Annotated in this window: 13 protein-coding genes; 6 read left to right on the forward strand and 7 right to left on the reverse strand. The window is 65.6% G+C overall.

The features are described from left to right. Positions 1-28: 28 nt before the first annotated feature. From I2H36_RS15285 to I2H36_RS15295, 3 genes are all read right to left on the reverse strand, one after another. Positions 29-907, reverse strand: coding sequence for an RNA polymerase sigma factor SigJ (locus I2H36_RS15285; RefSeq protein ID WP_196264769.1), 879 nt, complete (start codon positions 905-907; stop codon positions 29-31). Beyond that, on the reverse strand, positions 894-1,355 hold the full coding sequence (locus tag I2H36_RS15290; RefSeq protein ID WP_196264770.1) for a carboxymuconolactone decarboxylase family protein: 462 nt from the start codon (positions 1,353-1,355) through the stop codon (positions 894-896). The genes I2H36_RS15285 and I2H36_RS15290 overlap by 14 nt, the downstream gene beginning before the upstream one ends. Positions 1,356-1,437: 82 nt before the next feature. Then, complete coding sequence (locus tag I2H36_RS15295; RefSeq protein ID WP_196264771.1) at positions 1,438-1,668, reverse strand: DUF1674 domain-containing protein; 231 nt, start codon at positions 1,666-1,668, stop codon at positions 1,438-1,440. A gap of 104 nt (positions 1,669-1,772) precedes the next feature. Here I2H36_RS15295 and htpX point away from each other — a divergent pair, with 104 nt between their 5' ends. The 3 genes from htpX (at position 1,773) to I2H36_RS15310 (ending at position 6,034) form a co-directional block, all read left to right on the forward strand. Beyond that, the gene (htpX, locus tag I2H36_RS15300) at positions 1,773-2,717 is read left to right on the forward strand and encodes a zinc metalloprotease HtpX (RefSeq protein ID WP_196264772.1); all 945 of its coding nucleotides are present in this window, start codon (positions 1,773-1,775) and stop codon (positions 2,715-2,717) included. A gap of 3 nt (positions 2,718-2,720) precedes the next feature. Beyond that, the gene (gene rsmB / locus I2H36_RS15305; RefSeq protein WP_281433003.1) at positions 2,721-4,034 is read left to right on the forward strand and encodes a 16S rRNA (cytosine(967)-C(5))-methyltransferase RsmB; all 1,314 of its coding nucleotides are present in this window, start codon (positions 2,721-2,723) and stop codon (positions 4,032-4,034) included. A 245-nt stretch (positions 4,035-4,279) separates the two neighbouring features. Continuing rightward, positions 4,280-6,034, forward strand: coding sequence for a heparinase II/III domain-containing protein (locus I2H36_RS15310; RefSeq protein WP_196264773.1), 1,755 nt, complete (start codon positions 4,280-4,282; stop codon positions 6,032-6,034). Positions 6,035-6,270: 236 nt separating this feature from the next. On the opposite strand, the gene I2H36_RS15315 is transcribed toward I2H36_RS15310, so the two are convergent. After that, positions 6,271-6,504 (reverse strand): hypothetical protein, encoded by a 234-nt coding sequence (locus I2H36_RS15315; RefSeq protein ID WP_196264774.1) that lies wholly within the window; start codon positions 6,502-6,504, stop codon positions 6,271-6,273. Positions 6,505-6,754: 250 nt separating this feature from the next. Here I2H36_RS15315 and I2H36_RS15320 point away from each other — a divergent pair, with 250 nt between their 5' ends. From I2H36_RS15320 to I2H36_RS15330, 3 genes are all read left to right on the forward strand, one after another. Next, positions 6,755-7,318 (forward strand): AAA family ATPase, encoded by a 564-nt coding sequence (locus I2H36_RS15320; RefSeq protein WP_196264775.1) that lies wholly within the window; start codon positions 6,755-6,757, stop codon positions 7,316-7,318. A 123-nt stretch (positions 7,319-7,441) separates the two neighbouring features. Further along, positions 7,442-9,034 (forward strand): bifunctional phosphoribosylaminoimidazolecarboxamide formyltransferase/IMP cyclohydrolase, encoded by a 1,593-nt coding sequence (gene purH, locus I2H36_RS15325; RefSeq protein ID WP_196264776.1) that lies wholly within the window; start codon positions 7,442-7,444, stop codon positions 9,032-9,034. A 281-nt stretch (positions 9,035-9,315) separates the two neighbouring features. Next, on the forward strand, positions 9,316-9,636 hold the full coding sequence (locus I2H36_RS15330; RefSeq protein ID WP_036355294.1) for a heavy metal-binding domain-containing protein: 321 nt from the start codon (positions 9,316-9,318) through the stop codon (positions 9,634-9,636). A gap of 7 nt (positions 9,637-9,643) precedes the next feature. Here the strand turns inward: I2H36_RS15330 and I2H36_RS15335 are convergent, their stop codons facing one another. From I2H36_RS15335 to I2H36_RS15345, 3 genes are all read right to left on the reverse strand, one after another. After that, positions 9,644-11,023, reverse strand: coding sequence for an MFS transporter (locus tag I2H36_RS15335; RefSeq protein ID WP_196264777.1), 1,380 nt, complete (start codon positions 11,021-11,023; stop codon positions 9,644-9,646). 45 nt (positions 11,024-11,068) lie between these two features. After that, on the reverse strand, positions 11,069-15,892 hold the full coding sequence (locus tag I2H36_RS15340; protein ID WP_196264778.1) for an NAD-glutamate dehydrogenase: 4,824 nt from the start codon (positions 15,890-15,892) through the stop codon (positions 11,069-11,071). 117 nt (positions 15,893-16,009) lie between these two features. Then, positions 16,010-16,360, reverse strand: coding sequence for a winged helix-turn-helix transcriptional regulator (locus I2H36_RS15345; protein ID WP_196264779.1), 351 nt, complete (start codon positions 16,358-16,360; stop codon positions 16,010-16,012). Positions 16,361-16,427: the final 67 nt, after the last annotated feature.

Genomic DNA, 16,427 nt, shown 5'->3' on the forward strand with positions numbered 1-16,427 from the left:
TGCCCGAAGATCGACTTGTCGACCGTCGTTAATTCGCCAGATCCGCCAAGTGACGGAGTTTCTCGGGATTGCGGACGATATAGACCCCGACGATGCGGCCACCCTCGATGTCGAGCGCGGTCGTCTGAACCATACCGTCCTGTTCGAGGGTGACGAAGCCCGGGAGCCCGTTGATGGGGCCCTTGTAGAGAACCGGCGGCAATTGTCCTGCGCTCTTGCGCGCCACGCCCAGGAACAGGCCTGCGACCCTGCGGAAGCCGAAGAGCGGATTGAGGGCCGCATTCCGGATGCCGCCGCCATCCGTATAGGCGACGACATTCTCCGCCAGAAGATTGCGCAAGCCAGACAGGTCGCCGCTGCGCGAGGCCGCCAAGAAGGCATCGGTCATCCGCTCGCCCTCCTCCCGTTCGATGGCGTAGCGCGGTCTCTCCGCCCGCACGTTCTTGCGGGCCCGCGCCGCAAGCTGGCGACAGGCGGCGGGATCCCGGTCGAGGGTTGCGGCGACCTCATCGAAGCCTAGCCCGAACACGTCGTGCAGCAGAAAGGCCGCCCGCTCCAGGGGCGACAGCCGCTCCAGGGCCATCATGAGCGTCAGCGACAGATCCTCGGCCCTGTCCTCGGCCCCGTCCGTGTCCAGAACCGGCTCGGGCAGCCAGGGGCCGATATAGGTCTCCCGCTTCACCCTGGCCGATTTCAGGATGTCGAGGCACAGACGCGTAACGGTCTTCGACAGGAAGGCGCCCGGCTCGCGGACGGCCGAGCGGTCCGTCTGGTGCCAACGGATATAGGCCTCCTGCACTACATCCTCGGCCTCCGCGACGGAGCCGAGCATGCGGTAGGCGAGGCGAACCAGCCCCGGCCTGAGGGGCTGGAACCGGTTCGCGGCATCGCCATCAGGCGGCAGCACGCTTCGCCTCGACCGGGTGGATGGACCGGAAGCCGATGGCTAGGCGGTTCCAGGCATTGATCGCGCCGATCATCAGGGTCAGGTTGACCTGTTCGGCGGGTGTGAAGTGTCGGCTCAGCTCCTCATAATCCGCATCGGGCGCATGGGTTTCGGCCACGAGGGTCAGGGCCTCGGTCCAGGCGAGCGCGGCCCGCTCGCGGTCGCTGTAGAGCGGGGATTCCCGCCAGGCGCTGAGGAGATAGAGCCGCTCCTCGGTCTCGCCGTTGGCGCGGGCATCCCTGGTGTGCATGTGGATGCAATAGGCGCAGCCGTTGATCTGCGAGGCGCGGGTTTTCACCAGCTCCAACAGGCTGTGCTCCAGACCGCTGTTCTTCAGGGTCTTTTCCAGCTCGATCATCGGCTTCAGGGAGCCGGGGGCGACTTCGAAGGGTATCAACCGGGCTTTCATCGTCTTGGTCCTCATTGTCTTGGTGCTGACGATGCTAAGACGAGACGGGACAGCCGGATGTGACATGAGGCCCGAAATCTCTCTAAAAATCGCTCGCCAGTCCCTTCACCTCCCAGTCCTCGTAGCGGACGGGCTCGAGGCCGCCGCGGCCCTGGAGTTCCTTCTGCTTGGCGATCTCGGCCGCGCGGGCGTCGATGTCGAGGCGGCGCTGGGCCGCCTCCTCCAAGGCCCGCTGGGCTGCGGGCGACAGGGGCTTGCCGGGAGCCGCGCCCTCGATGGGGCGATCAGGAGGAGTGTTGTCGTTGGTGCTCATGAGAAGCCTTATGCCAGAATCCCACCCCTCTTGGGAGGGAGCTGGACCGTTCCCACATAGGGGTCAAAGGATGGATACGTGCTGACCACGAGGTGGAGACCCCGATGAACACCGTCAAGACCGGAATGCTGCTGGCGGGCCTCATGGCCCTGTTCGGCGTCGTCGGCTATTTCCTGGGCGGCGGCACCGGCATGATGATCGCTTTGGGCTTTGGCTTGGCCACCAACCTCTTCGCCTACTGGAACTCGGACCGGCTGGCGCTTGCTGCGCACCACGCCGTCGAGGTGGACGAGCGCACTGCCCCCGAACTCGTCACCATGGTGCGCGATCTCAGCCAGCGCGCTGGGCTTCCCATGCCACGGGTCTACCTCATCGACAATCCGCAGCCCAACGCGTTCGCTACCGGGCGCAACCCGGAGAATGCGGCGGTGGCTGCCACCACGGGCCTGCTGCACATGCTCTCCCGCGACGAGATCGCAGGCGTGATGGCGCACGAGCTTGCCCACATCAAGAACCGCGACACGCTGATCATGACGGTCAGCGCGACGATTGCCGGCGCCATCGCGACGCTGGCGCAGTTCGGCTTCCTCTTCGGCGGGCGCGACGAGCGGCCTAACCCCATCGTGATGCTGGGCACCGCGCTTCTTGCGCCGATTGCCGCCATGATCATCCAGATGGCGATCAGCCGCTCGCGGGAATACGACGCCGACCGGATGGGCGCCGCAATCTCCGGCCAGCCCCTGGCGCTCGCCTCCGCACTCGCCCGCATCGCCGGCGGCGTGGCGCAGATCCCCAACCCCGATGCGGAGCGGCGGCCTGCCACCGCCTCGCTCTTCATCATCAACCCACTCTCCGGTCAGGGCGTGGACAACCTGTTCTCCACCCATCCCGCGACGGAAAACCGGATTGCCGCGCTCCACGCTTTGGCGCAGGAGATGGGCTCGACGCCGCAAGGCGGCTTCTTTCAGCAGAGTTCATCGGGTCCATGGGGTTCTCCTGGGGGATCCGTTTCAGGTTCGACCGGCACCCGCCGCGGGCCTTGGGGATAGATTTTGAGTCAATCGGACGAACAATCGGGCCTCGGCCCCCGCCGCCTTGCCTGGATGGCTGTGACCGAGACCCTCAAGCGGCGCGTGCCGCTCGACGACGTGATGGAGGAGCTGGCGCGCGCGGAGAATCTCTCCTCTCGTGACGAGGCGCTGGCACGGGCCATCGCCATCGTGACCTTCCGGCGCCTCGGCACCCTCGGGCACGCCTTGAGGGAGCGGCTCAACAAGCCGCCCAAGGACGAGCGCCTGATGCATCTGCTCGCCACCGGGGCGGCGCAGATCCTCTACCTCGACGTGCCCGACCATGCGGTCGTCGACAGCGCCGTGCAGCTGGCGCAGAACGATCCCAAGCTCCATCACGCGGGCGGGTTCATCAACGCGGTCCTGCGCCGTGTGGCCCGCGAGCGCGACGTCATCCTGGCCGAGAGCGACCCATGGCTCGACACGCCCACTTGGCTCGAGGAGCGCTGGATCGCGCAATACGGCGAGGCACTGGCCCAGACAATCGCCGAAGCGCACCGCTCCATGGCTTCCGTCGACCTGACGGTGAAGAGCGATCCTGAGTCCTGGACCGAGCGTCTGGGCGGCGTGCTCCTGCCCACAGGCAGCATCCGGCTCAAAGAGCGCACTGCGATCCGCGAGCTTCCCGGCTTCGAGGACGGCGAATGGTGGGTACAGGACGCCGCCGCCGCCCTGCCGGCCCGCCTGCTTCAGGCCAAACCCGGCGAGCGCATCGCGGATCTCTGCGCCGCGCCCGGCGGCAAGACCGCGCAACTGGCGGCCGCCGGCGCCGAGGTGCTTGCGGTCGACCGCTCGGCGAAACGTCTGCAACGGCTCGATGAAAACCTCGCCCGCCTGAACCTGAAGGCCGAGACCCGCGCCATCGACGCGGAAAAGCTCGACGCGGAGCCCTTCGACGCCATCCTGCTCGACGCCCCGTGCTCGGCCACCGGCACCATCCGCCGCCACCCGGACGTGGCCTGGACCAAGAGCGACGAGGACATCCGCAAGCTCGCCGGCCTCCAGAGCCGTCTCCTCGACAAGGCCGCGAACTTGCTGAAGCCCGGTGGGCGGCTCGTCTACTGCACCTGCTCGTTGGAAGCCGAGGAAGGTGAGCGGCAGGCGGAAAGCTTCCTGGCGCGTCACCCCGAGTTCACCCGCCTGCCCATTACCCCCGACGAAATCGGCGGCTTTGCCGAGTGCATCACGCCACAGGGCGATGTCAGAACCCTGCCGAGCCAGATGGCGCTGGCGGACCATGACCGCTCCGGCCTCGATGGCTTCTTTGTCGCACGGTTTGTTCACAGCCCTTCGTGACGATGGTGAATGGTCTCTTACCGGGTGTTAACCGGTCAGCAGGAACTCCTCGCTTAAGTTGGCTGAGATTTGGAGCGCCTAACAATCCCCTTCATCCTGAAAAGCCTGCGCAGCAGGCGTCTCGAAGGAGGGTCCAGTAATCTCTGGAGGCGCCTTGTCCTTCGAGACGGACCTGAAGGTCCTCTTCAGGATGAGGCTTAGGTGGTTTGTCGGCAGTTCTTGAGCGAACAAGAGGAGCGCCACGGGTGGATTTCGGGCCGGATCGCTGGCGTTTGTACAGGCTTGCCCTTCGCGAGGCAGGCCGCGCCGCGCGTGAAAGCATGGTCTGGAGCCTGTCCCGGCTCTCCGGCGCCCCCGTGCCCACGCGACTGCTCTTCGCCCCCCAGGACCTGCGCACCGCCGATCCCACCATCGCGACCGACATCTATTCCGGCTTCTTCGCGTTCTCGGGCCGCGCCGTCACCACCGGCGGGCGCTCGCCCTTCGCGTTTTCGCCCCCGAGCCGCGCCTGGGGCGAGGCGCTCTACGGCTTCGGCTGGCTGCGCCACCTGCGCGCCGCCGGCACGGCGCTGGCCCAGGCCAATGCCCGCTCCCTGGTCGACGAGTTCGTCACCTCCAAGCTCGGCGACAAGCGCATTGCCTGCAGCACCGAGATCACGGCGCGCCGGCTCATGTCGTTCATCAGCCAGTCGCCGCTGATCCTGGAAGGCGCCGACCATGCCTTCTACCAGCGGTTCCTGAAGATCATCGGGCAGCATGTGCGCATTCTGGAGCGCCAGATCCGCGCCGGCGCCCTGCCCTATCAGCAGCTCATGGCGGCGATTGCGCTCTGCTATGCGGGCCTGTGCTGCGAAGGCCTCGACCGCACCTTGCGCCGTGCGAGCCGCCTGCTGTCACGGGAACTCGACCGCCAGATCCTGGCCGATGGCGGACATGTGAGCCGCAACCCGCGCATCGTCGTCGAGCTGCTGTTCGACCTGCTGCCCTTGCGCCAAATGTTCGCCAGCCGCGAGGTCGACACGCCCGAGGCGCTGCTGCGCTCCGTCGACCGCATGCTGCCGATGGTGCGCCTGTTCCGGCACGGGGACGGCACGCTCTCGCACTTCAACGGCATGGGCGTGACGGCGGCCGACCATCTTGCAACGCTGCTCACCTATGACGACATGCGCAGCCAGCCGATCCACCACGCACCGCATTCCGGCTATGAGCGGCTGGAGGCCGGACGCACCCTGCTCGTCGCCGATGTGGGCGCGCCGCCCCCGCGTCCCCTGTCGCAGGAGGCGGGTGCAGGCTGCCTGTCCTTCGAGTTCTCGAGCGCCGCGCAGCGCATCGTGGTCAATTGCGGCATGCCGCAGATCGCAACCGATCCGATCATCCAGGCCTCGCGCTCGACCGCCGCGCATTCCACCGCTTCCATCAACGACATCTCCTCCTGTCAGATCGTCGACAAGAAAGGGAGCTGGCTGCAGCGCCGGATGTCGGCCTGGCTCCTGCGCCGGGTCGGCCCGGTCATCCTGAGTGGGCCGGAGCGGGTGAATGCGGAGCGCAGCGAGCGCGAGCACGCACAGCTTCTCAGCGCCAGCCACGACGGCTACAAGGCGCGCTTCGGCCTCACCCATGAGCGGCGCTGGCAGCTCGCACCCAAGGGCAACGTGCTCGAAGGCGAGGACAATTTCTGGAGCGAAGGGGGCAACCCCGGCAGCGCCCAGGCCATCATCCGCTTCCATCTCGCGCCCGGCATCAAGGCAAGCATTGCCCAGGGCGGCCGGGTGGTGATGCTGGTGCTGCCAAACCGGGAGGCCTGGCAGTTTTCGGCCGCTCCCATCGAAGCCGAGATCGAGGACAGCGTGTTCCTCGCCACCGCCGACGGCCTGCGCCGCACGGAGCAGATCGTGCTGACCGTCCGCCCCAGCGAGACTCCGACAATCCGCTGGCGCTTCGAGCGCTTGGCGCGCACGTTCGAGCCGAACCAGCCGCAGGAGCAGGCGGAGCTGATTTGAAGGTAAGTCTACCAGACAATGAGCGAGGTCTAAGGGGATTTTCCTGAGAGGTTGAGCCATTAAATTGTTGCGCCTGTTTCCCTCCCCCTTGTGGGGAGGGATCAAGGGTGGGGGTGCCAACGCCTGACCTTCATAGGCTATCGCTCACACCCCCACCTCCAACTCCTCCCCACAAGGGGGAGGAGGGTTGCCCGCGCTTTGTAAGGCAGCTTCTGAGGACTCACGACTCTCCTTGTCTAAGGCGGCGGATTCATCCACCATTCGCCGACCCGGCTTTCGGGTTCGCGCCACACGCCGATGTCGCGCAACGCATGGTCGTTGAGATGCTCGAGCCTTTGTAAAGCCCACCGATAGGTGAAGTGGTTCCATGATGCAGCCATTCCCGCCACCCAGGATGCAACGATCCTGAACGTCAGAATGGCCCGGTCAAAGCGGGGCTTGCGTTTCGGCGCAGGGAAATGTGTGTTCATGCTTGCTCTCCCCAATCGATAGGAGGAGAGCAGAGAACGTCAGGACCCTACCCGCCTCGGGAGGGTCCTCGGGAATGATCAGGCACGCATCAGCGCAACACCCATCCCGCGCACCCTTTGAGGTACGTGAATTGATGGGTAAGCCAGGTCATGCGCTTGATCATGACAGCAATCCTAGCAGAGGTTATATCATCCGCCAAGGTTTTGAGTGCTTTGAAATTGGCACGACCTCATGAGCAGAAGAGGGTAAATGGAGTGGTTCGTTGTCATTTCCGGCTGTTCGGGCGGTGGCAAATCTACTTTGCTCGCTGAGCTTGGTAGGCGTGGGCACCCCATCGTGGAGGAGCCTGGCCGACGGATTGTGAAACAAGAACTGCGAGAAGGAGGGACGGCGCTTCCCTGGAAGGACGAACGAGCCTTTTCTCACCGTGCAATCGCTATGGCCCTGGACGATCGAGCGGCAGCGACCGCTCTGAACGGATGGGTGTTCTTTGACAGGAGCTTGGTGGACGCTGCGGCATTCCTACAGCACGTGACACATGAGCCAGTTCTCACTTCACTCGCTCAGTCGCATCGTTACCACCACACTGTGTTCCTGACGCCGCCGTGGCCGGAAATCTACGTGAATGATCCAGAGCGGCGTCACGACATGGAAGCAGCGGAAGCTGAATACTCTCGGCTGCTAGAGGCCTACCCCATGCTTGGGTACAAAGTTTCTATCCTGCCCAGGGTGAGTGTGGCGGAGCGTGCCGATATGATCGAGAGGGCTCTGGCAGATGAATCGCACTGTTCAGGCCCGATGGAAGGTCAATGACCAGCGCCAACGGCTTCGCCCGCCATTGCGCATGGGGTGGCCTGAAACTCTGGCCTCCCCGGTTCCCATCCCGCACCCGCCATGCTATCGCGCCCACATCTTTCCTTGAATGGAGCGGCCGTCATGCCGAGCGACCTGAAGCGCGTCTCCCGTGCTCTGCTTTCCGTATCCGACAAGACGGGTCTCGTGGACTTCGCCCAGGCGCTCCATGAGCGCGGCATTGAGCTGGTCTCCACCGGCGGCACGCACAAGGCCTTGAGCGAGGCTGGGCTGCCCGTAAAAGACGTGAGCGAGCTTACGGGCTTTCCGGAGATGATGGACGGGCGCGTGAAGACGCTTCACCCGGCCGTCCATGGCGGGCTCCTGGCGATCCGCTCCAATCCGGAGCATCAGGCGGCGATGCTGGCGCACGGCATCCAGGCCATCGACCTCCTGGTGGTGAATCTCTATCCGTTCGAGGCGACGGTCGCGGCCGGCAAGCCATACGATGACTGCATCGAAAACATCGACATCGGCGGCCCGGCGATGATCCGCGCGGCGGCCAAGAACCATGGCGACGTGGCCGTGGTGGTGGACGGCGCCGATTATGCGGCCGTTCTCGACGATCTCGCGCAATACGACGGCTCGGTGACGCTCACCCTGCGCCGCCGACTGGCCCAAAAGGCCTATTCCCGCACGGCCGCCTACGATGCGGCGATCTCCAACTGGTTCGCGAACGAGCTTGGCGAAGCGACACCGCCGTTCCGGGCTCTCGGCGGATCGATTGCGGAAGTGATGCGCTACGGCGAAAACCCGCACCAGTCTGCCGCCTTCTACCGCACGCCGGAAAACCGGCCGGGCGTGGCCACCGCCCGCCAGGTGCAGGGCAAGCAGCTTTCCTACAACAACATCAACGACACCGATGCGGCCTACGAGGCAGTCGCGGAATTCGCGCCTGAACGCTCGGCCGCCATCGTGATCGTCAAGCACGCCAACCCGTGCGGCGTGGCCGAGGGCGCGAGCCTTCGCGAGGCCTACGAGAAGGCCCTGCGCTGCGATCCGGTCTCGGCCTTCGGCGGCATTGTGGCCATGAACCGGACACTCGATGCGGAGGCCGCCAAGGCCATCACGGAAATCTTCACCGAGGTGATCATCGCGCCCGATGCGAGCGAGGAGGCGGTTGCCATCGTGGCGGCCAAGAAGAACCTGCGCCTGCTGCTCGCCGGCTCCCTGCCCGATCCGCGCGCACCGGGCCTGACCGTGCGCACGGTCGCCGGCGGCTTCCTGGCCCAGAACCGCGACAACGCCGTGGTCGACGCCATGGACCTGAAGGTGGTGACGAAGCGGGCACCGACCGAGCAGGAGCTCGCCGACCTACGTTTCGCCTTCCGGGTCGCCAAGCACGTGAAGTCGAACGCCATCGTGTATGCGAAGGACCTCGCCACGGTGGGCATCGGCGCCGGCCAGATGAGCCGCGTCGATTCCTCCCGTATCGCCGCCTGGAAAGCCGCCGAGGCCGCGAAAGCCGCGAACCTGTCTGAGACCCTCGCCAAGGGTTCCGTGGTGGCCTCCGACGCCTTCTTCCCCTTCGCCGACGGCCTGCTCGCCGCAGCCGAGGCCGGCGCCACCGCGGTGATCCAGCCCGGCGGCTCCATGCGCGACGACGAGGTTATCAAGGCCGCCGACGAGGCAGGGCTGGCGATGGTGTTCACCGGGCACCGGCATTTCCGGCACTGAATCTAGGAAACAAGCGTCATCCCGGACGCCGCAGGGATCCGGGATCGTCTGACGAGTATGGCGCGGGAAACCCTCCTCCCCCTTGTGGGGAGGAGTTGGAGGTGGGGGTGCTGGCGCCACCTTCTGACGGAATGGTGCTCACCCCCCACCCTGACCCTCCCCACAAGGGGGAGGGAAAAAACATGCGCCTTATCCTGAGAACGATCCCGGATCGCCTGCGGCGTCCGGGATGACATTTCTCCTTTCCCTTCCCATCTGAAGCGGAGCAGAAGGAGAGCCCCATGATCATCACCACGACGCCCACCATCGAAGGTCGCCGCATCGCGTCCTATCGCGGCATCGTCTCGGGTGAGGCGATCCTCGGCGCCAACGTGTTCCGCGATTTCTTCGCCTCCATCCGCGACGTGGTGGGTGGGCGCGCGGGCTCATACGAGCGCGTGCTGCGCGACGGGCGCGACACGGCCATCCAGGAGATGATCGAGGAGGCGCAGCGTCTCGGCGCGCACGCCATCGTGGGCGTCCATCTCGATTACGGCGCGCTCGGCAAGAACGAAGGCATGATGATGGTGTCGGTCAGCGGCACGGCGGTGACGCTGGAATAAGCGCCGCTCACGCGCGCTTCACGCCGCTCAACAGCCAGAAGCCCACAAGCAGGAACAGGATCAGCATCGCCGGTCCCGCCGCTTGCGTCTGGAAGATCGCTGTTGCCACGGCCACCGCGAGCGGCGCGAGGAATGACGTGACTTTTCCCGAGAGCGCCAGCAGGCCGAAATACCGTCCGGCCTCCTGCGCTGGAACCAGGCGCGCGAGCAGGCTGCGGGAGGATGCCTGGAGCGGACCCGCCACGGCGCCGATGACGAGGCCGAGCAGCACGAACACCTTTTCCGGCGCGGAGCCGTAGAGGCCGTCATCGGGTGCGGGAGGCATGGTGGGCACCACGAAGAAGATGGTGTCGCGCCCCAGGGACAGAACACCGACGCAGACGAGCGCCAGGATGACGATGGAACTGAGGATCACGGGCTTCGCCCCGATGCGATCATCGAGCCGCCCGCCGATCAGCGCCCCGATGGTGCCGGTAATGGTGAGCATGATGCCGAAGAGTCCGAGCTCGATGGCCTGCCAGCCGAACACGCCGGCGCCGTAGATGCCGCCGAAGGCGAAGAGCGCCACCAGCGCGTCCTGATAGACCATGTTGGCCAAAAGGAAACGCCCGACGCTTTCGTGCCGCCGCGCATCCGCGATGGTGTTTTTCACCTGCGAGACACCCTTTTGCGCCGCGGCCTTCAGGCTCATACCAGAACGGGGCACGTCGGGCGTGACGAAAAAGAGCGGCAGCACGAAGACGAGAAACCAGAGGGCCGAGAACGGTCCCGTGACGCGGTCGCCCTCACGCGTTCCCGGATCGAGACCGAAGAGTGGGTCCAGGCCGAAGACGGTTTTCATCGACGCAGGATCGGCGGCGAGAAAACCCAGCACGATCACGAGCGACACGAGCCCGCCGAGGTAGCCCATCGCCCAACCGGTGCCCGAGAGGCGCCCGTAGCGCTCTGGCGGCACGAGATGCGGGATCATGGCGTTATTGAACACCGCCGCCACTTCCACGGCCACCGTCCCGAAGGCGAAGCCGATCAGCGCGATGGCAATGGCATTGGGCTGCCCGGGCGCGGCATACCACAGGGCGAGGGATGCGATGACCAGTACGAGACCGCAAGCGGCGATCCAGGGCTTCTTCGGCCCCGTGGCATCGGCGATGGAGCCGAGCACGGGCGAGAGAATGGCGAGCACGAGGCCCGCCGCCGCCGTCGCATAGCCCCAGAGGCTCTGACCGCTCACGGGATCGGAGGCGAGCGCCGAGGCGAAATAGGGGGCGAACACGAAAGTGGTGACGAGGGTGAAGAAGGGCTGGCAGGCCCAGTCAAACAGGAGCCAGCCCAAGATCGCCGGACGCGAGGCCTTTTGTGAAGGCGCGAGGGGATTGATGTGTTTCACTAGCCCCTCGCTATCTTCATTCAGATTTGTATCCAGCGTCGCGTGTCAGGTCGTCCGCGCCAGATCGCCCAGCAGGCTCGCCGCAACGGTGATCTTCGACAGGGTCAGGCCCGATGACACGATGCCGTCGACGGCGCTGCGGATGCGGTTGACGTCCGCGCCGCGCTTCTCACCCCAGGCGCGCACCGCCTCTACTCCGGATGCATCGTGCGACGCCACTTCGGCGGTCAGGCCGCGATGGGCATAGGCGATGCTGTCGATGGCGCGATCCAGCGCCAGGCGATCAAAGTAATCGTTGACCGTGATCTCCTGCGCGGCGCCGATGAGCGCGCCGAGACGGAAGGAGGCTTCGAGCGCGAAGTGGGTGCAGGCGATGTCGGCCACGGGCTTGTCGGTCTTGTGCGCCGTCTGCACGATGTCGGGCGCCGCCACGAGATCGGGGAGCGACGCGATGCGCCGCGCCAGATCCTCGGGAACGCCCTCGTCCACCAGCGCCTTCGTGCGCGCCTCCCATGCCGTCTTGGCTTCGGACGAGAGCGCGTCCTGAAGGCTCTGCTCGACCTCTGCGATGCCGGACTGGTAGGTGCCGATGATCTGGTCGAGGGAGTGGTTGGCGAAATCCACGTTGCGGATGAACCAGACGATCCGGTTCATGAGCAGGTCCTGCAATTCCCCGTAGAGCCGCAGCTGCACCCGGCCCGGCACGATGCCGTCGAGGGCATCGATGGCAATGTTCATCTCGGTGAGATTGAAGGAATCGCGAGTGGCCGCGTAAGCCGCCGCGATGGTCGGTGCATCGGCGCCGGTCTGGTCGACGAGGCGGGCCACCATGGTCGGGCCGCCGCGATTGATGATCGCGTTCGCCAGCTGCGTAGCGATGATCTCGCGCCGAAGGCGATGGCTTGCGATCGCGTCGGGAAAGCGTTCGCGCATCCCGGCCGGGAAGTAGCGATCGAGCTCCTTGCCGAGATAGGGATCATCCGGCACGGGGCTCTCCAGCAGCGCGTCGTGCAGGGAAAGCTTTGCATAGGCCAGGAGCACTGCAAGCTCCGGCCGCGTCAGTGACTCGCCGCGGCGGGCGCGCTCGGCGAGGGTCGAGTCGTCGGGCAGGTACTCGACCGCACGGTTGAGGCGGCCGGCCGCTTCCAGCATGTGCATGAGCCGGCGCGCGAAGCCGAGATCGGTCAAGCCCCGCTGCTCGGAGAGCGACAGCGCCAGGGTCTGCAGGTAGTTGTTGCGCAGCACGAGGGCTGCGACATCCTCGGTCATATCGGCAAGCAACACATTGCGCTGCTCTTCCGAGAGGCGTCCGTCGCGCTCCGGCGTGGTGAGCGCGATCTTGATGTTCACCTCCACGTCGGAGGTGTTCACGCCTGCCGAGTTGTCGATGGCATCCGTGTTGAGGCGCACGCCCTTCTGGGCCGCCTCGATGCGCCCGCGCTGGGTCATGCCGAGATTGGCACCCTCGCCGATCACCTTGGCGCGCACGTCCGGGCCGGCAATGCGGATCGCATCGTTGGCGCGGTCGCCCACCTGCTCGTCGGTCTCGGACGAGGCGCGGACATAGGTTCCGATGCCGCCGAACCACAGCAGGTCGACCCGGGCTTTCAGGATCGCGTTCATCACCTCGGCCGGCGTGGCCTCCGGCTTGTCGAGGTCGAGCAGCTCACGCACCTCGGCCGAGAGCGGGATCGATTTCGCGTTGCGCGGGAAGATGCCGCCACCCTTGGAGATCAGCGCCTTGTCGTAATCCTGCCAGCTGGAGCGGGGTAGATTGAACAGGCGCTCGCGCTCAAGGTAAGTCGCTTCCGGATCCGGGTTCGGATCGAGGAAGATGTCGCGATGGTCGAAGGCCGCCACGAGCTTGAGGGCCCGCGACAGCAGCATGCCGTTGCCGAACACGTCGCCCGACATGTCGCCCACGCCTGCTACCGTTACCGGGGTGGTCTGAATGTCGATGTCGATCTCGCGGAAGTGGCGCTTCACCGCCTCCCAGGCGCCGCGGGCCGTGATGCCCATCTTCTTGTGGTCGTAGCCCTGGCTGCCGCCGGACGCGAAGGCGTCGCCCAGCCAATGGCCCTTCTCGATGGAAAGCGCGTTCGCTGTGTCGGAGAAGGTGGCCGTGCCCTTGTCGGCCGCAACCACGAGGTAGGGATCGTCGCCGTCGTGACGCACCGTATCCGGCGGCGGGACGATGCTGTCACCGACGATGTTGTCGGTGAGTTGCAGCAGCGTGCGCACGAAGATGCGGTAGCTCTCGGTGCCCTCATTGAGCCAGGACTGCCGGTCGCTCGCGGGCGGCAGGAGCTTGGGAACGAAGCCGCCCTTGGCACCCACCGGCACGATGACGGCGTTCTTGACCTGCTGCGCCTTCACGAGGCCTAGCACCTCGGTGCGGAAATCCTGCGGCCGGTCGGACCAGCGAAGTCCCCCTCGCGCCACCTTGCCGAAGCGCAGATGCACGCCTTCGACCCGTGGCGAATAGACGAAGATCTCATAGAGCGGCCGTGGCAGCGGCAGCCCTTCCACCTTGGCGCATTCGAACTTGCACGCGATGGTTTGGCGCGGCAGGCCGTTATCCTCGAGCTGGAAGAAATTGGTGCGGGTCGCGGCATCGATCAGGTTGATGAAGCGGCGCAGGATGCGGTCGTCATCGAGGCTCGTGACCTGCTTCAGCTGCTCCTCGATCCGCTCGCGGATCGCGGCCTCGGCGGCCTCGCGGCCTTTTTCGTGGCGTGGGTCGAAGCGGGCATAGAAGAGCTTCACGAGATCGGCCACGATGGCACCGTGGCGCGCCAGCGTTCCGGCGATGTAGTCCTGCGAATAGGTGACCTGGATCTGGCGCAGGTAGCGGCCAAATGCCCGGATCATGGCCACATCGCGCCAGCCGAGGCCGGCTTCGAGCACGAGGCGGTTGAAGCCGTCGGATTCCGCAAGGCTGCGGAACAGGGCGAGCAGCGCCGCCTCGATCAGCGCCTGGATCTCGTCGATCTGGATCGTACCGCCCGTGGCGCGCTCCAGGGTCATGTCGTGGAGCCACACCCGGTCGGAGCCCGTGAACGCCACGCGATAGGTTCGCTCGTTCACCACGCGGAAACCGAGGTTTTCGAGGAGCGGCACGCGATCCGACAGCGGCAGCGACTGGTTGAGCGAGAACACCTTCAGGTTCACGCGGGTGTCGCCGTCACCTTCGCGGCGGTAGAGATCGACGGCACGCGGACGTGCCTCGGAAAGCTGCTCGAGCAGGCTGATATCCTGGATCACCTGCTCGGCCCCAAAGGCCTCGCGATAGGCAGCGCTGAACGCCTCGCCATAACGGGATGCGAGCGCGCGCGCCTTCGCGCCGCCAACAGAGGCGTCGAGCGCGTCGCGCAGGGCATCGCTCCAGGTGCGAACGATGGAGGATATGCCCTTTTCCAGGGTCTCACGGGCGACCTGCGGGGTCAGCCCCTCGTCGCGGCCGATGATGTAGTGCGTGCGTGCGAGCGGGCCTTCCGGATAGGATGGATAGGAGGCGGAGACGCGCCCCTCAAAAATTCCGGCGAGGAACTGGCCGATGCGCAAGCGAGCCTGCGTATCGTAGCGGTCCTTCGGCACGAACACGAGCACCGACACGAAGCGGTCGAACTCGTCGGCGCGCGCCAGCACCCGCACCCGCGGACGCTCCGACAGGTTCATGATGTCGATGGCGAAGTGGTAGAGCGTGTCCTCGTCGATCTGGAACAGCTCGTCGCGCGGATAGTTCTCGAGAACATTGAGAAGCGCGCGGCCTGCATAGCTCGCCGGGTCGAAGCCGGCGCGAGACGTGACCTTCGCCACCTTGTGGCGCAGATACGGCACCTCGCCGGTGGTGTTGGTATAGGCGCTTGCGGTGAAAAGGCCGACGATGCGGAGCTCCCCTTGCAAGTGGCCGTTGCCGTCGAAGAGCTTCACGCCGATGTAGTCGAGATGTGCCTTGCGATGGACGCGGGACTTCACGTTCGCCTTGGTGATGATGAGCGCCTGCGGACGCGCCAGGAAGGCGCGAATTTCAGGCGTCATCGCCACGAGCTCGCGCCCGCGCCGTAACACGCGCACGCTCGGGTCGCGCAGGAGGCCCAGGCCTGAGCCTTCCACCGGATCGGCCGCAGTGTCGCCGGACGGCAGGCGGTATTCGCGCAATCCCAAGAAAGTGAAATTGTCCCGTGCGATCCAGTCGAGGAACGCGATCGCCTCCTTCACCTCGTCGTCCGGCAGCGGCGGAGGGTTGAGCCGGTAATTGTGCACGATCTCGGTGACGCGGGCGCGCATACCCGGCCAGTCGTGCACCGCAAGCGACACGTCGCTGTGGACCCGCCGGATGGCCTCGATGAGTCCGGTGCGTGTCTCAGGATCGTCGATACGGGGCAGATGGATATGGATGAAGCTCTCGCGCTTCACGCCAAGCCGCAGGGCCGCCGTGGCCTCGCCCACGAGGCGGACCAGCGCACCGCTTGCGTCCCGCTCCACGGCCAGGATCGGATGGGCTACGAGCAGCGGGTCGTAGCCCTGGTCGACGATCTCGGCCAGGGTCGAATCGAGCAGGAAGGGCATGTTGTCGTTGACGATCTCGAGCACCGTCACGTCCTGGCGCCGGCCGTCGCGCTCGACCTCTACGTCGAGGAGGCGGACATCCGCGCCCTCGGCGGTGCGGGAGGCCTTGAGATGCTCGAAGGCTTCAGCTGCGAGATCCGCCAGGGATTGAGGCGAGTAGAAGGCGAGATCCTCGGACGGCACCCGCCCGTACAGATCGCGCACGAAGGTCGGAGGGGTGGCCTTGTGTCCGGCTTCCAGCACGGCGACGGCTTCCGCCGTCAACTCGCTTCCGCTGGTGGGGGTATCCAGCTTCATGCGCGCATCCTCTGATTGTCGTTGTTGCGGGAGCGTTGCCACAGAGCGGCAGGCGGCGCAAGGACAGCCTGCGAGCGCACGCTGCGTAGGGTTAAGTTCTTGCCACGCACGAACACTTTAGGCTGCCTGAGCCTCCTGAGACGAAAGATTCGTATCACCCCATTCCTTCATGGCCATGAGCACCGGCTCGAGACTCCGCCCGCGGGCCGACAGGGAGTATTCGACTCGGGGCGGAACCTGGGCATAGACCGTGCGGATGATGAGACCATCGGCTTCCAGTTCGCGCAGCTGATGGGTCAGCATGCGCTGGGTGACCAACGGCATCAGACGCCGCAGCTCGTTGAAGCGCAAGGTCCCCCTCAAAAGCTTGTAGAGCACGACGATCTTCCACTTGCCCTCGATGAGGCTCAGCGTGCGCTCGACGGCGCATCCCTGAACTCCCGGAATTTTCGAAGACACCCTCGGCATCACGGTATCCTTTTTGACACTATGGGCTGTTTTTGTGCGTTCTTGCGGTCTCAGACACTATGCTCAA

Origin of the sequence: Microvirga terrestris, assembly GCF_015694425.1 — a bacterium.
In the GTDB taxonomy this organism is placed as follows: domain Bacteria; phylum Pseudomonadota; class Alphaproteobacteria; order Rhizobiales; family Beijerinckiaceae; genus Microvirga; species Microvirga terrestris.

Bases quoted from the DNA above. Each gene is read 5' to 3' on its own strand.
- I2H36_RS15315 (WP_196264774.1), bottom strand. From the start codon at position 6,504: ATGAACACACATTTCCCTGCGCCGAAACGCAAGCCCCGCTTTGACCGG.
- I2H36_RS15330 (WP_036355294.1), top strand. From the start codon at position 9,316: ATGATCATCACCACGACGCCCACCATCGAAGGTCGCCGCATCGCGTCC.
- purH (WP_196264776.1), top strand. From the start codon at position 7,442: ATGCCGAGCGACCTGAAGCGCGTCTCCCGTGCTCTGCTTTCCGTATCC.
- I2H36_RS15320 (WP_196264775.1), top strand. From the start codon at position 6,755: ATGGAGTGGTTCGTTGTCATTTCCGGCTGTTCGGGCGGTGGCAAATCT.
- I2H36_RS15290 (WP_196264770.1), bottom strand. From the start codon at position 1,355: ATGAAAGCCCGGTTGATACCCTTCGAAGTCGCCCCCGGCTCCCTGAAG.
- I2H36_RS15345 (WP_196264779.1), bottom strand. From the start codon at position 16,360: ATGCCGAGGGTGTCTTCGAAAATTCCGGGAGTTCAGGGATGCGCCGTC.
- htpX (WP_196264772.1), top strand. From the start codon at position 1,773: ATGAACACCGTCAAGACCGGAATGCTGCTGGCGGGCCTCATGGCCCTG.
- I2H36_RS15340 (WP_196264778.1), bottom strand. From the start codon at position 15,892: ATGAAGCTGGATACCCCCACCAGCGGAAGCGAGTTGACGGCGGAAGCC.
- I2H36_RS15295 (WP_196264771.1), bottom strand. From the start codon at position 1,668: ATGAGCACCAACGACAACACTCCTCCTGATCGCCCCATCGAGGGCGCG.